General features: G+C 55.0%; 16 protein-coding genes. 7 read left to right on the forward strand and 9 right to left on the reverse strand.

All coding sequences use genetic code 11. From position 1 onward, the window contains the following. Positions 1–13: 13 nt before the first annotated feature. The 5 genes from LCD46_06970 to LCD46_06990 all read left to right on the forward strand — a co-directional run bounded on the left by LCD46_06970 (position 14) and on the right by LCD46_06990 (position 7,314). Positions 14–982, forward strand: coding sequence for an IS5 family transposase (locus LCD46_06970; GenBank protein UOY72049.1), 969 nt, complete (start codon positions 14–16; stop codon positions 980–982). Between the two features lie 89 nt (positions 983–1,071). Further along, entirely contained in the window at positions 1,072–1,869 is a 798-nt protein-coding gene (locus tag LCD46_06975; GenBank protein ID UOY72050.1) for an A24 family peptidase, read from the forward strand. Between the two features lie 256 nt (positions 1,870–2,125). After that, the gene (locus LCD46_06980) at positions 2,126–4,819 is read left to right on the forward strand and encodes a carbohydrate-binding protein (GenBank protein UOY72051.1); all 2,694 of its coding nucleotides are present in this window, start codon (positions 2,126–2,128) and stop codon (positions 4,817–4,819) included. A 102-nt stretch (positions 4,820–4,921) separates the two neighbouring features. Further along, on the forward strand, positions 4,922–5,362 hold the full coding sequence (iagB, locus tag LCD46_06985) for a type III secretion system invasion protein IagB (GenBank protein UOY72052.1): 441 nt from the start codon (positions 4,922–4,924) through the stop codon (positions 5,360–5,362). Between the two features lie 131 nt (positions 5,363–5,493). Then, positions 5,494–7,314 carry a chitinase gene (locus LCD46_06990; protein UOY72053.1) on the forward strand — a complete coding sequence of 607 codons (1,821 nt, stop codon included), beginning with the start codon at positions 5,494–5,496 and terminating at the stop codon, positions 7,312–7,314. A gap of 90 nt (positions 7,315–7,404) precedes the next feature. Here LCD46_06990 and LCD46_06995 read toward each other — a convergent pair whose 3' ends face one another. The 4 genes from LCD46_06995 to poxB all read right to left on the reverse strand — a co-directional run bounded on the left by LCD46_06995 (position 7,405) and on the right by poxB (position 12,716). Next, positions 7,405–8,418, reverse strand: a complete 1,014-nt coding sequence (locus LCD46_06995) for an NAD(P)-dependent oxidoreductase (protein UOY72054.1) — start codon at positions 8,416–8,418, stop codon at positions 7,405–7,407. A 93-nt stretch (positions 8,419–8,511) separates the two neighbouring features. Then, on the reverse strand, positions 8,512–9,948 hold the full coding sequence (locus LCD46_07000; protein ID UOY72055.1) for an SDR family oxidoreductase: 1,437 nt from the start codon (positions 9,946–9,948) through the stop codon (positions 8,512–8,514). Positions 9,949–9,958: 10 nt separating this feature from the next. Continuing rightward, on the reverse strand, positions 9,959–10,960 hold the full coding sequence (gene ltaE / locus LCD46_07005) for a low-specificity L-threonine aldolase (protein UOY72056.1): 1,002 nt from the start codon (positions 10,958–10,960) through the stop codon (positions 9,959–9,961). Between the two features lie 37 nt (positions 10,961–10,997). Continuing rightward, a complete protein-coding gene (gene poxB / locus LCD46_07010) occupies positions 10,998–12,716 on the reverse strand; it encodes a ubiquinone-dependent pyruvate dehydrogenase (protein UOY72057.1) in 1,719 nt (572 codons plus the stop codon). Positions 12,717–12,867: 151 nt separating this feature from the next. Between poxB and LCD46_07015 the strand changes: the two genes are divergently transcribed. After that, on the forward strand, positions 12,868–13,302 hold the full coding sequence (locus LCD46_07015) for a DoxX family protein (protein ID UOY72058.1): 435 nt from the start codon (positions 12,868–12,870) through the stop codon (positions 13,300–13,302). Between the two features lie 59 nt (positions 13,303–13,361). On the opposite strand, the gene hcr is transcribed toward LCD46_07015, so the two are convergent. The 4 genes from hcr to aqpZ form a co-directional block, all read right to left on the reverse strand. Further along, the gene (hcr, locus tag LCD46_07020) at positions 13,362–14,330 is read right to left on the reverse strand and encodes an NADH oxidoreductase (GenBank protein ID UOY72059.1); all 969 of its coding nucleotides are present in this window, start codon (positions 14,328–14,330) and stop codon (positions 13,362–13,364) included. 10 nt (positions 14,331–14,340) lie between these two features. Then, complete coding sequence (hcp, locus tag LCD46_07025) at positions 14,341–15,993, reverse strand: hydroxylamine reductase (protein ID UOY72060.1); 1,653 nt, start codon at positions 15,991–15,993, stop codon at positions 14,341–14,343. A 144-nt stretch (positions 15,994–16,137) separates the two neighbouring features. Beyond that, positions 16,138–17,037: a lysine exporter LysO family protein gene (locus tag LCD46_07030; GenBank protein ID UOY72061.1), complete on the reverse strand. Its 900-nt coding sequence runs from the start codon at positions 17,035–17,037 to the stop codon at positions 16,138–16,140. 182 nt (positions 17,038–17,219) lie between these two features. Further along, positions 17,220–17,915, reverse strand: coding sequence for an aquaporin Z (gene aqpZ / locus LCD46_07035; GenBank protein ID UOY72062.1), 696 nt, complete (start codon positions 17,913–17,915; stop codon positions 17,220–17,222). A 292-nt stretch (positions 17,916–18,207) separates the two neighbouring features. On the opposite strand from aqpZ, the gene LCD46_07040 reads away from it, so the two are divergent. Next, positions 18,208–19,866, forward strand: a complete 1,659-nt coding sequence (locus LCD46_07040) for an ATP-dependent endonuclease (GenBank protein UOY72063.1) — start codon at positions 18,208–18,210, stop codon at positions 19,864–19,866. On the opposite strand, the gene LCD46_07045 is transcribed toward LCD46_07040, so the two are convergent. Further along, positions 19,863–20,819, reverse strand: a complete 957-nt coding sequence (locus tag LCD46_07045) for a VirK/YbjX family protein (GenBank protein ID UOY72064.1) — start codon at positions 20,817–20,819, stop codon at positions 19,863–19,865. The two genes, LCD46_07040 and LCD46_07045, sit on opposite strands and share 4 nt — an antisense overlap. Positions 20,820–20,828 lie beyond the last annotated feature (9 nt).

A 20,828-nucleotide genomic window follows, 5' to 3' on the forward strand; every position in this document is an offset into this window, starting at 1 on the left:
AACTTTTGCTGAGTTGAAGGATCAGATCACGCATCCTCCCGACAACACAGACCATTCCGTGGCAAAGCAAAAGTTCAGAATCACCAACTGGTCCACCTACAACAAAGCTCTCATCAACCGTGGCTCCCTCACTTTCTGGCTGGATGATGAGGCGATTCAGGCCTGGTATGAGTCGGCAACGCCTTCATCACGAGGAAGGCCCCAGCGCTATTCTGATCTCGCCATCACCACCGTTCTGGTGATTAAACGCGTATTCCGGCTGACCCTGCGGGCTGCGCAGGGTTTTATTGATTCCATTTTTGCCCTGATGAACGTTCCGTTGCGCTGCCCGGATTACACCAGTGTCAGTAAGCGGGCAAAGTCGGTTAATGTCAGTTTCAAAACGTCCACCCGGGGTGAAATCGCACACCTGGTGATTGATTCCACCGGGCTGAAGGTCTTTGGTGAAGGCGAATGGAAAGTCAGAAAGCACGGCAAAGAGCGCCGTCGTATCTGGCGAAAGTTGCATCTTGCTGTTGACAGCAACACACATGAAGTTGTCTGTGCAGACCTGTCGCTGAATAACGTCACGGACTCAGAAGCCTTCCCGGGCCTTATCCGGCAGACTCACAGAAAAATCAGGGCAGCCGCGGCAGACGGGGCTTACGATACCCGGCTCTGTCACGATGAACTGCGCCGCAAAAAAATCAGCGCGCTTATTCCTCCCCGAAAAGGAGCAGGTTACTGGCCCGGTGAGTACGCAGACCGCAACCGTGCCGTTGCTAATCAGCGGCTGAGCGGAAGCAATGCACGGTGGAAATGGACAACGGAATATAACCGTCGCTCGATAGCGGAAACGGCAATGTACAGAATGAAGCAGTTGTTGGGAGATTCACTGACGCTGCGTGACTACGATGGTCAGGTAGCGGAAGCTATGGCCATGGTGCGTGCGTTGAACAGGATGACAAAGGCTGGGATGCCAGAAAGCGTGCGTATTGCCTGAAAATCCAGCCAGCTACAGGGTCGTTCGCACGAAATCTTATTTATTCAACAAAGCCAAGCAGAAATACAGCTCACCTGGAGCAAAACCGCATGAATACTTTCGCGCTGATGCGGGACACCTGGCCTGTGGGGTTCCCGGCAATGAGTGCGATATTGGGCAGCATTGTGGGGAGTTTTCTTGGCGTCGTCGCCGAGCGCGTACCTGGCATGGTGATGGAAGAGGAAGGCAGTAGCAATTTGCTGTTCCCAGCCTCGCACTGCCCGGTATGCCAGCACACGCTTGCCGCCTGGGAGAATATCCCGCTGGTCAGCTGGCTTGTTTTACGCGGACGCTGTCGAAGCTGCCACACCGCCATCCCATTGCGGATATTTTTAATCGAACTTTTTTCTGCACTTTTTTTTGGTATTACAGCCTGGTGTATGCCGGACGTACAGGCATTGTTTTCCCTTTGGCTGCTGGCCGCTTTTTTATTGCCGCTGACCATGATCGACTGGCGGTATCAACTGCTGCCGGATTGCCTGACCCAGCCGCTGCTCTGGGCGGGATTGCTGCTCCATGCTTTTGACCACCGGTTGCCCTTACGGGATGCGCTGTTCGGTGCCGTGGCGGGTTACCTGTCGCTCTGGTTACTTTATTGGGCGTTTCGCCTGACAACCGGGCGGGAAGGTCTGGGGTACGGCGATTTTAAGCTGCTGGCGGCCTTAGGGGCCTGGTGCGGCTGGCAGTCGTTGCCTGTACTTGAATTAGTGGCAGCGTTGAGCGGTATTGTCGGCTATTTCACGTTATTTAATTTAAATAAAAATAACCTCACGATTTCTTTCGGGCCGTATCTCTCATTTGCTGGAATAGTGGTGTTTATTAGTCAGCAGTTTGCTTTCATTTTTTAAATATTCAGATCAAGTTTTTTTATAAATTTTTTTGACGGTGGAAGAGAAGGACGTCTCTTTGCGCCCAGTGTATCGTAAGGGATATAAGCTACACGGAATTGGGGCTTGTATCTTTTTATGGAGGAATACAACGCAGCAAAAACGTTTTTTTTTCTCGGTTTTCAGATTGGTTAAATACGCATTACGCAAAAAGCTCCATGTTCTCAAGGAAGACATGGATGATTAACGTTACGAATAAATTTATCAGGAAATAAAAATGAAATTTATGAAGCCTAAATATCTGGCGCTCTTTATTGCGGCGGCAACCAGCTCCGCATTTGCTGCAGCACCGGGTACACCGACGATCGGCTACGGTAATGACAAATTTGCCCTTGTTGAAGTCGATCAGGCAGCACAGGATTACAACAGCCTTGTCAAAGTACATAAAGACGGCGTGGATGTAAAAGTGGAGTGGAACGTCTGGAGCGGTGATGCACCGACGTCCGCGAAGGTGCTGCTGGACGGCCAAACCGTCTGGACCGGTGCGGGCAGCGCATCAGGTTCTGCCACCTTCAAGGTGAAAAAAGGCGGACGTTACCAGGAGCAGGTAGAGCTTTGTAACACCAGTGGTTGTAGCAAAAGCGCCAGCAAGCTGATTATTGTCGCGGATACCGACGGTAGCCACTTGCTTCCTCTCAATACTACCATGAAGGAAAACAACAAGACCTTTGCTCAGCATACTGACAAAGTGGTGGGGGCTTACTTCCCGGAATGGGGCGTCTATGACCGTAACTTCCAGGTCGATAAAATCCCGGCGGCTAACCTGAACCATATTCTGTATGGCTTCATTCCAATCTGTGGCGGTGACGGCATCAACGACAGCCTGAAAACCATCGAAGGGGGTAACAGCTTCCAGGCGTTGCAACGTGCCTGTAACGGTCGTCCGGATTATACCGTTGCCATTCACGATCCGTGGGCGGCGCTGCAAAAACCACAGGCCGGCGTTTCTGGCTGGGATGACCCCTACAAAGGTAACTTTGGTCAGTTGATGGCGCTGAAAAAAGCACATCCAGGGCTGAAAGTACTGCCATCTATCGGTGGCTGGACTCTCTCCGATCCGTTCTTCCAGATGAACAACCCTGCTATTCGCTCCCGCTTCGTGGCATCGGTGAAAGAGTTCCTGCAAACCTGGAAATTCTTTGACGGTGTGGATATCGACTGGGAATTCCCGGGCGGCGGCGGTGAGAACACGGCACTGGGTAATCCGCAGCAGGATAAAGCGACGTATACCGCGCTGATGCATGATTTGCGCACGATGCTGAACGAACTCTCCAGCGAAACTGGCCGTACTTATGAACTGACCACCGCGATCGGTTCCGGCAAAGATAAGATCGAAGACGTGGATTACACCACCACACAGCAGTATCTCGATCACATCTTCCTGATGAGCTATGACTTCTACGGCGGCTGGAGCAATACAGAGTTGGGTCACCAGGCTGCGCTGAAAGCACCTGCATGGCGTCCGGACACAAACTACACCACCGAAAACGGCGTTAACGCGCTGCTGCAGCAGGGCGTACAGCCTGGCAAGATTGTGGTGGGAACCGCCATGTACGGCCGCGGCTGGACGGGGGTTCATGGTTACACCGGCAACAATCCGTTCACTGGCACCGCCACCGGCAAGGTGAAAGGGACCTGGGAACCGGGCGTGGTTGACTACCGTCAGATTGTGAATGAGTACAAAGGCAAGCCGGGTTGGGAATACGGTTACGACGCAGACGCTGAAGCACCGTACGTCTTCAATAAATCCACTGGCGACCTGATCACTTATGAAGATGCGCGTTCTGCTGCCGCAAAAGGCAAGTATGTTATGGCGAATCAGCTGGGCGGTCTGTTCTCCTGGTCCATTGACTCAGATAACGGCGACATTCTGAACGCCATGAATGAAAGCCTGCTGGGCGGTAGTTCAACCCCGGTTGAACCTGTTGTCACCAACCATGCGCCGATTGCCTCCTCGACCGATCTTAACGTCTCTGGCCCGGCGACCGTAACGCTCGACGGGTCTGCTTCCAGCGATCCGGATGGCGATGCAATCACCTATAAGTGGACCCAGATTTCTGGCCCATCGGTGACGCTCACCAACAGCACCAAAGCGAAAGCCACCTTCAACGTGGCTGCGGTGACCAGCGATCAGACGATGGCATTCCGCCTGACCGTGACTGACGCGAAAGGACTGAGCAACGCGATTGATGTGCAGGTTGTAAACAAAGCGCCAAAAGCGAACCAGGCACCGGTTGTGAACCCAATGGAAGCAGTGACGCTGCAGGCAGGTGAAACCTATGCGCTGCACGCGCAGGCCGCGGATCCAGACGGTGATGCACTGACCTACGCCTGGAGCGTTCCGGCGGATATGCACGCGACCGGGACTGATACGGCGAACGTGAATATCACTGCGCCAGATGTGACCTCCGCCTCGACTTACACCCTGAGTGTCGTCGTAAGCGATGGTAAAACCAGCGTGCAGTCTAACGTGCAGGTCACGGTGAATCCTAAACCTGCTGACGTCACCCCGCCTGCTGATGAAGTGACCCCTCCGTCTGATGAAGTGACACCTCCTTCGGATGAAGGCACGGCAACCGGTAGCTGCGACGCGCCAGTCGATGCTAACGCCAGCAAATATGCCGCATGGGATGCCAGCAAAATATACAACAATGGCGACACCGTGAGTGCCGACCACCTGGTGTGGAAAGCGAAATACTGGACGCAAGGTAACAAACCTGGCTTCGGTGTGGATGCCTGGGAACTGGTGAGCAACGTGAAGATGAACTGGCGTTCTGACCTGGTCTACAACGGCGGTGAAACCACCACTTACCAGGGTAACGTTTACCGTGCCAAATGGTGGACCCGTGGCGATAACCCGGCTAATAGCGACGTATGGGTGAAAGAAGGCGCATCAACAGATTGCAAATAATCTAACCCGATAATCACTCCCCCTCACGAAGGGGGAGTGATGAAAAATTCATTTTACAGGATGTTGGTAGGGAGAAATAACAGAAACTGTCAGCAGGTAAAAATGAAAAAGATCATTTTGTTGTTATTAATAATAAGCCAAAGCGCACTGGCAAACTGTTGGGATAATGCGGCACGTTATTATCATGTCGACCCGTATTTATTGTATGCCATAGCCAATGTCGAATCCGGTATGAATCCGTATGCGGTGGGACAAAATCATGATGGCACGCGTGATGTTGGGTTGATGCAAATTAACAGCTCACATTTTACGGAACTGGAGACCAGAGGTATTGATGAACGCAGACTGATGACCGAGCCCTGTACCTCCATCATGGTCGGTGCTTCCATTTTGTCCGGAATGATTAAGGTCTATGGCTATAACTGGGAGGCTGTCGGCGCGTATAACGCAGGTTTAAAAAAAGAGAATTATCCGCAGCGTATGATCTATGCCCATAAAGTCTGGAAAAAATATCAGCAATTAAAATTAGCTGCACAATATTAATGTTTTTTATTTTTGAAGAATTCCTCAGGGTGTTCTTCGAAAAGAAAAAACAGCTGTCTGTGGTTTATGTATTAATGGATTAATACATAAACCGGGATTTTAATTTTAACTTCAATTAACAGGAATCGGAAATGAACAAAAGGACGTTACTAAGTGTGCTCGTTGCCGGAGCATGCGTAGCTCCCTTTATGGCACAGGCTGCCTCGCTGCAAGCGACCACCAGTGAGCCATACACCATGAAAGCCAGCGATCTGGCGAAGAAAGAAAAAGAGCTGACCAGTTTCCCGCTGATGGCCTCAGTGAAAGAGACCATTCAGACGCTGGATAATGCGCAGGTTGAACTGATTGAGCCAGGCCGTGCAGCGAACCCGGAAAACGTGAAGCGCGTTGAAGGCATTGTTAAGGCCAGCGACTGGGAATATCTCTTCCCGCTGCGTGCGCAGGCGTACACCTATAGCAACTTCCTGAAAGCGGTCGGTAAATTCCCGGCGCTGTGTAAGACCTATAAGGATGGTCGCGACAGCGACGCCATCTGCCGTAAAGAGCTGGCAACCATGTTTGCTCACTTCGCTCAGGAGACTGGCGGCCATGAAAGCTGGCGTCCGGAAGCCGAATGGCGTCAGGCGCTGGTTCACGTACGTGAAATGGGCTGGAGCGAAGGGCAGAAGGGGGGCTATAACGGCGAATGTAACCCGGACGTCTGGCAGGGTCAGACCTGGCCGTGCGGTAAAGATAAAGACGGCGATTTCCTGAGCTACTTCGGTCGCGGCGCGAAACAGTTGTCTTACAACTACAACTATGGCCCGTTCTCTGAAGCGATGTACGGTGACGTGCGTACGCTGCTCGATAAACCTGAGCTGGTGGCGGATACCTGGCTGAACCTGGCGAGTGCGATCTTCTTCTTCGCCTATCCACAGCCACCAAAACCCAGCATGCTGCAGGTTATTGACGGCACATGGCAGCCGAACGATCGCGATAAAGCCAACGGTCTGGTACCGGGCTTCGGCGTGACCACCCAGATCATCAACGGCGGCGTAGAATGCGGCGGTCCGACTGAAATTGCCCAGTCGCAAAACCGTATCAAGTACTACAAAGAGTTCGCGAACTACCTGAAGGTTCCGGTTCCGGCGAATGAAGTGCTGGGCTGCGCCAACATGAAGCAGTTCGATGAAGGAGGTGCTGGCGCGCTGAAGATTTACTGGGAGCAGGACTGGGGATGGAGCGCGGATACACCAAGCGGTCAGACGTACTCTTGCCAGCTGGTGGGCTACCAGACGCCATACAGCGCGTTCAAAGAGGGCGACTACAGCAAATGCGTACAGCACTTCTTTAACGTGAATATCGTTAACGATGACGGCTCAACAACCACGCCGGATGAAACCCCGGTAGCACCAGCGCCATCGGAAGAGGAAACCCCGGCTCCGGCGCCCGTTCCGGATGAAACGCCTGCAGAACCGACGGCTGTCAATCACGCACCGGTCGCGCATATTGCCGGCCCAATCGGTGCGGTTGACGCAGGTGCACAGGTTTCTCTGAGCGCCGAAGGTTCGACAGATGCTGATGGTAACAAACTGACTTATACCTGGCGCTCTCAGGATGGTCAGACTGTGACGGGTCAGGATAAAGCGGTTGTGACCTTCAGAGCCCCAGAAGCGGCGACGGCGCAGCAGGTTGAAATTAGCCTCACGGTTAGCGACGGTGAACTGAGCAGCACAACCTCTTATCTGCTGAACGTGAAGGCGAAAGCGGTTCCTTCTCAGGACGAAGGGACATCCGACTCTTACGCCGCGTGGAGTGCGAACAGTAAGTACAAAGCAGGTGATATCGTGAACAACCACGGTAAACTCTTCCAGTGCAAACCGTTCCCGTACAGCGGCTGGTGTAACACGGCTCCGGCGTACTATGAACCCGGCGCAGGTCTGGCATGGTCTGACGCCTGGACGGCGCTGTAAAAGCAAACGGCAACCGAAGGGTTGCCGTTTTCGTGTTCGCACCTTGCTGTTGTAGGCCCGGTAAGGCGAAGCCGCCACCGGGCAAAAAGGCTAGCGATGAAGCTTCCCGTGGTCCCGCAACCACGCCGCCGTGCGCACAATCCCTTCATCCAGCGTCACGATCGGTTTATACCCCAGCTCGTTCTCTGCGCGGGTAATATCCAGCGTGAAATCAAAGTTGAGCTTGGATACCCCATAGTGCGTCAGCGCGGGCTCTTTGGCCGATTTACTGCCAAAACGCTCCATGCTGCGGGCGATCATGTCCAGCATCGGGTAGGGCACGGAACGGATACGGCAGTTGATCTGCAGTTCATCAATCAGCCGTTGCACAATGCTGCGTAACGAACACGGCTCGCCGTTGGTGATGTTGTAGGCACGGCCGGAAATCAGCTTATCGCAGTCCGGCTGACTTGCCAGCCACATGGCGTGAACCGCATTTTCATAGTAGGTCATATCCACCAGCGCATCGCCGCCGCGCGGCAGCAGCACGCTGCCGTAGTGGTGCATCATCTGCGCCAGACGCGGAATAAACACCTTGTCGTGCGGCCCGAACAGGCTCTGCGGACGCAGTACCGTAAAACGGGTATGCGGGTTTGACTGCGCCAGCAGGTCAATCACCTCTTCGCTGGCCGCCTTGCTGCGGGCAAACTCACAGGCAAAACGTGCGGGGCGGAAATCTTCCTGCACGTCACGATGGTGGTGATAATCGAAATAGAGCGATGGGGAGGAGATATGGATAAAGTTACGCACGCCCCAGGCAACGGCCCATTCGCCCAGACGGCGGGTTGCCCGCACGTTAGCGAGGTCAAAGGCTTCCTGGGTTCCCCACGGAGAGGTGAAACTGGAGCAGTGCCACAGCGTGTCGATACCGGCGAGCATCACTTTCGCCTGAGAGGAGACCAGCTCCGTCAGGTCAGCATGGACAAACTCTGCGCCCATTTTTTGCAGCAGTTTTCCCATCGCTTCGTTGCGACCGGTAGCCCTGACGCTGATGCCTTTGTTGCGCAGAAATTCGACCGCATTTCGGCCTAAGCCGCTGGTCGCCCCGGTAACCAGTACCTTCATATCAATCCACTGTGTTGAAAAAGAATTTCGTGCGCATTCTTTCGTGAATTACGGCGGGTTGCAATGGGAAAGGTGAAAGAAAGAGAGTTTTATTTAGAACTTTTCCGTCTTTTGTTCTGCCAGTTGCGCAATCCGCTTCGCCATTCCCCGGAAGATAAACAGATGTGCGGGGATCATGAACAACCAGTAGAACAGACCCGGCATCCCGTGCGGATGCCACCAGGCGCGGACATCCAGTTCGCGATGGTCGCCTTTGTCTTTCAGCGTAAAGCAGAGTCGACCCAGCCCCGGAGCTTTCATACCGAACAGCAGTGCCAGCTGCTTTTCCGGCTCGACGATGATGACCTTCCAGCTGTCGACCGCATCGCCCACTTCAAGGTAAGGACGAGCAGGGCGGCCTTTTGCCAGCCTGTGTCCCACCAGCAGATCCATTGCTCCACGCGTTTGCCAGAGAATATTGCCGAAGAAATAACGTTCTTTGCCGCCAATCTGGTTCACCACGTCCCACAGCGCCGCCAGACTTGCCTGCGTTTTTACCGTGCAGCCGGCCTGTTTGGGATAATAACCATACTCCGGTCGCCAGCGGGCAAACGCCTGGGCGTCGTAACCCCAGTCGCTGGAGTTTACCAGTTGCTCTTCTTCTTTCAGCGTATTGCGCACGGCATCATCAAAGCGGATCAGGTTCTGGGGAATGAGTGCCCGCAGCTCGCGATCGTCCGCCAGTAAATCATGTTTGAGTCCCTGGATCAGCGCTTTGGCGGTCGTCGGCGGCACAGAGGTAATCACATTCAAAAACCACACCGAAATCCAGCGGGTTGGAAAGGGGATGGGGATCAGCCAGCGTTTACGGCCGCTGACGCGCATGAAATGTTCAAACTGCTCCTGATAGCTCAGCACTTCCGGGCCTGCCGCCTCCAGCACGCGGTGTTGCTCCGCCGGGTGGTCCAGCAGCGCCACCAGATAATGCAGTAAATTTTCCAGCGCAATCGGCGTGGTGCGCGAACGGACCCAGCGCGGCGGCGTGAGTACCGGCAGGTTGTAGACCATATCGCGCATCACTTCGAAGGCGGCGGAGCCCGCGCCGACGATAATTCCGGCGCGCAGTTCGGTAACAGGGATAGTGGCGCCGCGCAGGGTTTCCGCCGTCAGCTGGCGGGCACGCAGATGATCGGATTGCTCATGTTCGGGCGCCTGGAGCGAGCTTAAAAAAATGACCTGCTTCACCGGCGTTTGCAGCAGGGCATCGCGGACGTTCATCGCCACCTGACGCTCGTGGGCGATAAAATCTCCGCCTTCACCCATGCTATGCACCAGGTAGTAAAGCGTGTCGACCCCTTCCAGCAGCGCGGGAAGTTCCTTCGGCCAGTTGAAGTCAACATTATGGCAGGTGACGCCAGGCAAACTGAGTTTTTGCAGACGTTCGGTGTTGCGTGCCGCGGCCAGCACCTGATGCCCCTGCTGGCTTAATACAGTGGTGAGATGCTGACCGATATACCCGCTGGCGCCGAGCACCAGAATGCGTTGCGGCACGTGAGGCTCCTTATCGCTGTAAAAACGCCTGCCAGTGTTTCACCACCTCTGACAGCTGTTCGCGGCTCACGTCGAGATGCATGACCAGACGCACGACAGGTGAGGCGTTGATCAGCACGCCACGGGCTTTCATAAATTCACCCAGCACGGCAGCGTGTTCGTCACCCACGCGAACGAACAGCATGTTGGTGTCGTGGCGCATTACGTCGGCGCCAATCTCGCGCAGCTGCGCCGCCATCCACGCGGCGTTGTCGTGATCGTCCTTCAGGCGCGCCACGTTGTTTTTCAGGGCATACAGCCCGGCCGCCGCCAGAATACCCGCCTGACGCATGCCGCCGCCGGTCATTTTGCGCCAGCGGTTGGCACGCTTGATGTAGTCCGCATTGCCCACCAGCAGGGAGCCTACAGGCGTGCCCAGCCCTTTAGAGAGGCAAATGGTGAACGAATCGCAATATTGCGCGATCTCTTTTAGCTCGCAACCGTACGCCACCACGGCGTTAAAGATGCGTGCGCCATCCACGTGCAGGCCAAGTTTGCGCTCGCGAGTGAATTCCCACGCGGCTTTCAGGTATTCGCGAGGCAGCACTTTGCCGTTGTGGGTATTTTCCAGACTGAGCAGTTTTGTGCGAGCAAAGTGAATATCGTCAGCTTTGATTTTCGCCGCGACTTTATCGAGCGGCAGGGTGCCGTCCGGCGCGGCGTCAATTGGCTGTGGCTGAATGCTGCCGAGCACCGCCGCACCGCCTGCTTCATACAGATAGTTATGCGCGCCCTGGCCCACGATGTACTCTTCGCCGCGCTCGCAGTGGCTGAGCAGCGCCACCAGGTTGGCCTGCGTACCGGTGGGCAGGAACAGAGCGGCCTCTTTCCCGCTGAGCTCTGCGGCATAGCGCTGCAGCTCGTTAACCGTCGGATCGTCACCATAGACGTCGTCCCCGACCGGAGCGGCCATCATCTCTTCGAGCATGGCGCGGCTCGGACGGGTTACGGTATCACTGCGTAAATCAATCATGGCATGTCCTTATATTTAAAAGGCGATGCCAGATGTTTTACCTGAGCCAGTTCGTTTTTGCCAGTTCGATCACCTCATCGCCGCGGCCGCTGATGATGGCGCGCAGCATGTAGAGGCTAAAGCCTTTGGCCTGTTCCAGTTTGATTTGCGGTGGGATCGCCAGCTCTTCTTTGGCGACCACCACGTCCACCAGTACCGGGCCGTCAATGGAAAAGGCGCGCTGCAGGGCTTCATCCACCTCTGACGCTTTTTCCACGCGAATACCGGTGATGCCGCAGGCCTCGGCGATACGCGCGAAGTTAGTGTCGTGCAGTTCGGTGCCGTCCGTCAGGTAGCCGCCGGCCTTCATCTCCATGGCCACGAAGCCCAGCACGCTGTTGTTAAAGACCACGATTTTCAGCGGGAGCTTCATCTGCACCACCGACAGGAAATCCCCCATCAGCATGCTGAACCCGCCGTCGCCGCACATCGCCACGACCTGACGTTCCGGTGCCGTGGCTTTCGCCCCCAGCGCCTGCGGCATGGCGTTGGCCATCGAACCGTGGTTGAACGAGCCGAGCAGGCGACGTTTCCCGTTCATTTTCAGATAGCGCGCTGCCCACACGGTTGGCGTGCCCACGTCGCAGGTAAAGATGGCGTCGTCGTCGGCAAAATGGCTGATCTGCTGCGCCAGATACTGCGGGTGAATGGCTTTGTCGCTCGGTTTAGCGAGGTCGTCCAGCCCCTTGCGCGCATCGTGATAGTCGCTCAACGCCTTATCGAGGAACCTGCGGTCCGTTTTTTCTTCCAGCAGCGGCAGCAGGGCGGCAAGGGTGGATTTAATATCGCCCACCAGCGCCATATCGACCTTGCTGTGCGCGCCGATACTGGCGGGGTTGATATCAATCTGAATGATTTTGGCATCCGTTGGGTAAAACGCGCGATACGGGAACTGCGTGCCGAGCAAAATGAGCGTGTCGGCATTCATCATCGTGTGGAAACCGCTGGAAAAGCCGATTAAGCCGGTCATACCCACATCATAGGGGTTATCGTACTCAACATGCTCTTTGCCGCGCAGGGCGTGGACGATCGGCGCTTTGAGCTTACCGGCGAACTCAAGTAATTCTTTATGTGCGCCTGCACAGCCGCTGCCGCACATCAGGGCAATATTGCTGGAATAGCGCAGCAGTTGCGCCAGTTTTTTCAGCTCTTCTTCGGCTGGCGTCACCACTGGCTGTGGCGCATGATACCAGTGGCTGCTGGCGGTTTCTGGTGCGGCCTTGAGCGCGACGTCGCCAGGTAACACGACCACGGAAACACCCCGATTCAGCACAGCTTTGCGCATGGCAATCGCCAGGACCTGAGGGATCTGCTCGGGTGTCGAAACAAGCTCGCAATAGTGGCTACATTCACGGAACAGCTCCTGCGGATGCGTCTCCTGAAAATAGCCGCTGCCGATCTCTGTAGACGGAATATGAGCGGCAATCGCCAGCACCGGCACGTGGTTACGGTGGCAATCAAACAGACCGTTGATTAAATGCAGGTTTCCCGGCCCACACGATCCGGCGCAGACGGCCAGTTCCCCCGTGAGCTGGGCTTCGGCACCGGCGGCAAAGGCGGCGACCTCCTCATGACGGGTCGGCATCCATTCAATGGTTTTCATCTTGTTGAGACTGTCGCTCAGTCCGTTAAGTGAATCGCCGGTGACACCCCAGATGCGTTTTACGCCTGCTTGTTCCAGGGTTTTCGCTATGTATGCAGCCACAGTTTGTTTCATGGTTGTCCGTCTCCTTTTTGTGATATCGCTTACAAGCTTAGAAGAAAGTCTCCGTATTGCCCGCCGCATCCCCCCAATTAAAAGGTGCTGTTCACGCGCAATTATTCGGCATAATCTGGTGATACCTCAGTGAAAACAGGAATCATTTCAAATGGTTAAATCATTGTTAATTGCTGTTAATGAAAAGCTATCGTGCGACGATCTTGGCAAACTCTTGTTACGACTTGCCGTGGGTGGGCTAATGCTGTTTCACGGCTTGCATAAGTTGTTTGGTGGTGTGGGATTCATCAGCGGCATGCTGGTGGAAAAAGGGTTGCCGGGGTTTATCGCCTATGGCGTTTTGATTGGCGAAGTCGTGGCACCGATCCTGATTATCATTGGGCTCTTTACGCGCCCGGCCGCGCTGGTGCTGGCATTTACGATGATTGTGGCGTGGTTAATGGTGGGCATCGGTGAAACGTTCACCCTTGACGCTGTCGGAGCATGGGGAATTGAAAGCCTGGTGTATTTCTTTATCGGCTCGCTGGCAGTCGCGTTTTTAGGGGCTGGGCGGTTTGCGGTAGGGAAAGGTCCTGAGTGGCAGTGAGGAAAACAAAAGCCCGGTGGCGCTAGCGCTTGCCGGGCCTGTGATCGAACGTTTAACGTTTATGCGAGGACGAGATCACCCTGCGGATGACACGAGCAGGCCAACACGTAACCTTCTGCAATTTCCGCGTCGGTCAGCGTCATGGTGCTGGTAACCGTGTAGTTGCCATCCACCACTTTGGTTTTGCAGCAACCGCACACACCTGCACGACAGGCCGCCACCACGGGGATCTTATTGCTTTCCAGCGCCTCCAGCAGTGTCGTGCCCACACGGCCAAAGAAAGTCTGTGCAGGTTGCAGTTTGCTGAATTTAATCCCGCTGGTTGCCGCTTCTGCCACGGGGGTGAAGAACTGCTCTTTGAAAAAGCGGGTCACACCCAGGGTCTTCGCTTCCGCTTCCACGATATCCATATACGGCGCCGGGCCGCAGGTCATCACGGTACGATTCACGATATCAGGCACGCTTTGCAGCAGCTCGCGGCTCAGACGACCGGGCACAAAACCATGGGTTGCGTTATGTTCCGCCACCAGCGTCACCGGATAATCACGCCACTCCTCGGCAAAAATCACATCGTCCGGGGAACGGACGCTGAAGATCGCCTGCACGTCGGCCTGCGGGCGGTTCTTCGCCAGCCAGCGGCGCATCGACATAATCGGCGTCACGCCACAACCCGCTGCCAGCAGCAGGAATTTATCGTCTGTTTTGTCGTCACAGGTGAAATCCCCCTGCGCGTCAGACAGCCAGATGTAATCCCCGCGCTTGACGTCACGCGTCAGCCACTGGGAGCCCGCGCCGTCGTCAATGCGGCGGACGGTGAGCGTAATGTATTCGCTCACACCCGGCGTTGAGGATAGGGTATAGGCGCGCAGGGTGTCCGCCGAATTGCGAACGCTGACCAGCGCATACTGCCCTGCACGGTACGGATAGTAGTCATGGCACAGCAGTGACAGTGTCCATACATCCGGCGTCTCCTGATGGATGTGATGAATCTGCATCCGCCACGGACATTGTGAGGTTGGCATGGTCATGAATAACTCCTTACGCGCTCAGCAGCTGCTTCATATCGTCTTCAACGTTGGTCACGGAACGCAGGCCGAATTTCTCGTTCAGCACGGCCAGCAGGTCCGGCGTAAGGAAGCCCGGCGCGGTTGGGCCGGTCACGATGTTGGTTACGCCCAGAGAGAGCAGGGTCAGCAGGATGACAATCGCTTTCTGCTCAAACCATGACAGCACCAGCGACAGCGGCAGATCGTTCACGCTGCAGCCTAGTTTCTCCGCCAGAGTGACCGCCAGGATGATCGCAGAGTAGGCATCATTACACTGTCCGGCATCCACCAGGCGCGGCAGACCTTCGATGTTACCGAAGTCCAGTTTGTTGAAGCGGTATTTACCGCAGGCCAGCGTCAGGATCAGACAGTCTTCCGGTACGCGGGTGGCGAAATCGGTGAAGTAGTTACGCTCGCCACGCGCGCCGTCACAGCCGCCGACGAGGAAGATATGGCGCAGTTTTTCACGGCTGACGAGATCGATCAGCGTATCTGCAGCCCCGAGCAGTGTTTCACGGCCAAAACCGACGGTAATCAGGTGCGGAATTTCACTGTACGGGAAGCCCGCCATCTGCTGCGCTTGCTTGATGACCGGACCGAAGTCATCGCCCTCAAGGTGGCTTACACCCGGCCAGCCGACGATGCTGCGGGTCCAGATGCGGTCGTCATATGCGCCCACGGTTGGGTCGATGATGCAGTTAGAGGTCATCACGATTGGGCCCGGGAAACGGGCAAACTCAACCTGCTGGTTCTGCCAGCCGCTGCCGTAGTTACCGATCAGATGTTTGAATTTACGCAGCTCTGGATACCCGTGAGCCGGCAGCATTTCACCGTGGGTATAAACGTTAACGCCCGTACCTTCGGTTTGCTTCAGCAGGTTGTAGAGATCTTTCAGGTCATGACCGGAAATCAGGATGCATTTGCCTTCGGTTGCTTTGACATTGACCTGGGTGGGCGTTGGGTGGCCGTAGGTGCTGGTTTCACCGGCGTCCAGAATGCTCATCACTTTGAAGTTCATCTGGCCGATTTCCATTGAGCACTCAAGCAGCGCGTTCATATCTGCAGGCCAGGTGCCGAGCCACGCCATGATGTTGTGGTACTGGGCGTAGATGTCGTTGTCGTATTGACCGAGCACATGCGCGTGCTCCATATAGGCCGCGGCGCCTTTCAGACCGTACAGGCACAGCAGACGCAAGCCAAGGATATTCTCGCCAATGGTCGCCTTGTCTTTGTTTGGGGTGAACTCAGCCGCCTGACGCTGCAACTCGCCCAGATCGTCGCTCACCAGCTGAAGTTCTGACATCGGATTTTCCACGCGGGCGTTAGCGTCCGCCTTCAGACACTGCGCTTTCAGCGCTTCACGAAGGGCAATGGCTTCGCGGGCGTAGCCGACAATGCGCGGAGAGTCGAAGTTAACGTTGGTTAGCGTGGAGAAGAAGGCGCGCGGTGCGAAGCTGTCGACGTAGTGGTCGATGATGCCATATTCACGCGCTTTGCACGCCCATGCGGAAAGGCCTTGCAGGGCCGCAATCAGCAGGTCCTGCAGGTCAGATGTTTCTGCGGTTTTGCCGCACATACCCTGTGCGTAAGAGCAGCCATTGCCTGCCGGGGTACGGATGGTTTGTTCACATTGCACACAAAACATAATCACACCTGTTAAAGTTATATTTGATATACATGTTTAAGGTTATGCCTGTGCCAGAACGGTGAAAAGGGCTTTTTGCTACAAAATAAAGGGAGATTGATTTAGCGCAATTTTGGCGGCAGGAACCCTACCGCCAAAGAAGTATCAGGCCGAGAAGACTGCCATCAGAACCGGAACCAGCAGGCTTAAAATAAAGCCGTGCACGATGGCGGCGGGCACCATCTCCAGTCCGCCAGAGCGTTGTAATACCGGCAGGGTAAAGTCCATTGAAGTCGCGCCGCACAGACCCAGCGCCGTAGAGCGACTTCGGCGCACCAGACCCGGGATCAGCATAATGGCAATTAACTCCCGTGCCAGGTCGTTAAAGAAGGCGGCGCTACCAATCACCGGGCCGAACGATTCGGTCAGCAGAATCCCGGAGAGGGAATACCAGCCGAAACCTGAGGCCATCGCGAGGCCTGTTTTCAGCGGCAGGTCGAGAATAAAAGCGTTAATCACGCCCGCCACCATGGAGCTGGCGACAACAATGACCGCGACCATCATTCCCCGACGGTTCAGAACAATTTGCCTAAGCGTCATGCCATTATTTCGCAGCTGAATACCGATCAGGAACAGCAGGAAGATCAGCGTATATTCACTGGCCTCTGTTGCGTGCTGTAAAAATGCCCAGCCGGTCAGCCCAAGAAGAAACCCGAGCACCACGACGCCGCACAGTTTTAATGATTCCAGAGCCATCGCAATTCGGGAAGGCAGCTTTTCCTGATGATGATGGTTTTTCCAGGGAACGGTACGTTCAAGCCAGAAGAGTGCGGCAATATTACACAGTAAAATAACCACCACGGTGACCACTGAATAATGCAGGATAGAAAGCAGATTGGTCGCCAGATTATCCAGGAAGGCCAGGCTGATCCCCATAAAGAAAAGAATGACGTATACAATCCAGCTGAGAAAACGGTTGATAAGACGTAATGCGGATTCCTGATGCAGCGGGATAAGGTAGCCCGCAATCAGGGGCAGCAGAATGATGAGGAGTCCTGAAAACATGAACAGCTGGTCCTTTTGAGTATCTGTTAAGCGCCAGTGACACTACCCAATAAAGGCTGTTCAGTAAAGCGGCAAAAAGAAAGCCGGGTGGCGACTGCGCCTTACCCGGCTTGAGTGTATGTGGGGTTATGCGGCCTGATGCCCTCACCCCAACCCTCTCCCACGGGAGAGGGAGAAAATCATTAATCGCGTTTTTCCAGCAGGGTGCGATACAGCACACCGCCCAGAATACCGCCGATGATTGGCATCACCCAGAATAGCCACAGCTGCTCAAGCGCCCAACCGCCCTGGAAAATGGCGACGGCGGTACTGCGTGCCGGGTTGACGGAGGTGTTAGTGACCGGAATAGAAATCAGGTGGATAAGCGTCAGCGCGAGACCAATGGCAATAGGGGCAAAGCCTGCTGGTGCGTGTTTGTCGGTTGCGCCGTGGATCACCAGCAGGAAGCCTGCGGTCAGCACAATTTCAATCACGATAGCAGACAGCATGGAGTAGCCGCCTGGGGAGTGTTCACCGAAGCCGTTAGAGGCAAACCCGCTGGCTGCAGCGTCGAAGCCGGCTTTACCGCTAGCAATCACGTAAAGCACAGCTGCCGCAATAATACCGCCCACTACCTGAGCGACGATGTAGCCAACGACTTCTTTCGCAGGGAAACGGCCTCCCGCCCATAAACCCAATGTCACCGCCGGGTTAAAATGGCCACCCGAAATATGCCCTACGGCAAAGGCCATGGTTAATACGGTTAAACCAAACGCCAGTGCGACGCCGACAAAACCAATGCCTAATTCCGGGAATGCCGCAGCCAGAACGGCGCTACCGCAGCCACCAAATACCAGCCAGAATGTACCAAAGCATTCTGCTGCCAATTTTCTAAACATAACCACCTCAATAATAAATTTCCGCACGCTTTCCCGCGTACGGGATATATCGCCATAAAGGGATGACGACTCAAAGAGCCGTTATTCTAAAAACCAACAACACCCCTTCGCCACTTAAATAAATTCGATTAATTTGATTTAAGGCAATGTGATGTCAATCCTTGTTCAAATAAGCGGTAAACAGAGCATAGACCAATTCTCGCAAGGACGAATGTTATGCTGTCGTGACAGAACGCCGCCCGCTATACTGCTGATAACTTAAAGGAAAAAGTGGTCATTTCGCGGGGGATTTATGCTTCTCGAACGTGTGGAAATTGTCGGGTTTCGCGGGATTAACCGCCTGTCGCTGCAGCTGGAACAGAACAACGTCCTGATCGGCGAGAACGCCTGGGGTAAGTCCAGCCTGCTGGATGCGCTAACGTTGTTGCTTTCGCCCGAAGATGATTTGTATCACTTCGTCCACGATGATTTCTGGTTCCCACCGGGTGACATCACGGGCCGCGAGAAGCATCTGCATATCATTTTGACGTTCCGGGAATCTGAGCCAGGACGTCATCGCGTGCGTCGCTTCCGCCCGTTATCACCTTGCTGGGTGCCGTGCGATGACGATTTCCATCGTATTTTCTATCGGCTTGAAGGCGAGATGTCGGAAAACGAAGGGGTACTGACCCTGCGTGATTTTCTCGATGAGAAAGCCAACCCGATCCCCCTGGAGAATATCGACGATCTGGCGCGCCACCTGACCCGCCTGACGCCGGTACTACGCCTGCGTGATGCGCGCTTTATGCGGCGTATCCGTAACGGTACTGTACCGCATATGCCGGAAGCGGAAGTCACGGCCCGGGAGCTGGATTTCCTGGCCAGAGAGCTGGTTTCGCGTCCGCAAAATCTGACCGATGGGCAAATCCGTCAGGGATTGTCCGCAATGGTGCAACTTCTGGAGCACTATTTTTCCGAACAGGGCACGTCGGAGTCGCGCCATCGTCTGATGCGCCGACGCTCTCATGATGAGCAGCGAAGCTGGCGTTACCTCGATATTATTAACCGGATGATCGACCGGCCTGGAGGCCGTACCCATCGGGTGATTTTGCTGGGGCTATTTTCAACCCTTTTGCAGGCCAAAGGGACCGTTCGTCTTGACCGGGACGCCCGCCCGCTGCTGCTGGTAGAAGATCCTGAGACCCGTCTGCATCCCATTATGCTCTCCGTGGCATGGCATCTGCTGAATCTGCTGCCGCTCCAGCGCATTACCACCACCAATTCCGGCGAGTTATTATCGCTGACGCCGGTTGAACACGTCTGCCGTCTGGTGCGTGAATCTTCGCGCGTTTCTGCTTACCGGCTCGGGCCTGGCGGTCTGAACGCGGAAGACGGGCGTCGTATTGCGTTTCATATTCGCTTTAATCGAGCATCGTCGCTTTTTGCCCGCTGTTGGCTGCTGGTGGAGGGGGAAACGGAAACCTGGGTCATCAACGAACTGGCGCGCCAGTGCGGCCACCATTTTGATGCCGAAGGCATTAAGGTGATTGAGTTTGCCCAGTCGGGATTAAAACCGTTGATAAAATTTGCCCGCCGGATGGGGATCGAGTGGCATGTCCTGGTAGACGGTGACGAAGCGGGTAAAAAATACGCCTCAACCGTGCGTAGCCTGCTGAATAACGAGCGAGAAGAAGAGCGCGACCATTTAACCATGCTCCCTGCGATGGACATGGAGCATTTTATGTATCGTCAAGGTTTTGATGACGTATTCCACAGAATTGCGATGGTACCTGTAGATGTCCCGATGAACATGCGGCGCGTGATTGCCAAAGCCATTCATCGTTCGTCAAAACCGGATTTAGCCATTGAAGTGGCGACGGAGGCGGGGAAACGGGGCGTGGAGTCGGTACCGACGCTGCTGCGCAAGATGTTCTCCCGCGTGCTGTGGCTGGCACGCGGGAAAGCGGATTAAGATTGGGTTGCCTGGCTCACTTGCTGAATCAGGCTATCCAGCAGTTCGTAGCGGCGGCGATATTCGGAACGTTTTTTGCTCGCGATCTCTTCCATCGGCTTACGTGGCATGACAAGCGGCAGCCTAAAGTTACCGTTATCCTGTTTTTCACCGCCGATGGAAACCCAGAAACTGTCGTAATCGGCCAACAGTTTCCCCTCTTTTTTCTTGCGATAACGCCAGCTGCGATAAATATGGGTGGCGTTACTGACGGCAACAATCTGTTCTACCGGGAAAGCGGTGCCGAGGGTCATTGCGGCTTCAACGAGCAGACGTTTCGGGAACAGGCCGTGACAGGCTTTCGTTGCCCCCTGGATAAGCTCGTGCGGAACGTGTGCTTTTGCGCCCTGCAAACCGCCGATAAACAGCGTCGATTTTCCTTCAAACTGGCACAACGTAAAGGTCATTTCTGCCAGCACCGTATTCTGGCCGTCACAGAAAGCGAGGGTGGCTTCTCCCTCTTTATCCAGGAATGCATCTGCGCACAGACGAACGGTAAATTGCTGCTCATCTTTGCCGGTTAAGGTCAGCAGCGTGAAGCCCTGTTTAGAAAGATAACCATTCAGCAGCGTCGCAGGTAGCTGGCGGCTCATCGTCTGATAGTGCCAGTTGAGGGATTCCAGCGCGTGCTGACTATCCATGTTCACCGTTAACCAGGGACGATGCAGCCGGCATGGCAGCCCAGGCTGTACCTGCAGCATCTGCATCAGCCGCGGTTGTTTTGCAAGACTCGTTAACAGGCGCGCTGTGCTAACAGGTGACGCCAGCGAACGTAACATGAATTTACGTCGATAGGAGGGATTCTTCCACGCAAGCCCAGGTGTGAGCTGACCAAAAGCCAGATTTTTGAAGAGCTGCCAGCCTGATTTAGGCTGCGGCAGGTTTGAAAAAGGTGTATCGACGATGGAAGACATGATAGATCC

It is taken from the genome of Enterobacter ludwigii (assembly GCA_023023105.1).
GTDB lineage: Bacteria > Pseudomonadota > Gammaproteobacteria > Enterobacterales > Enterobacteriaceae > Enterobacter > Enterobacter adelaidei.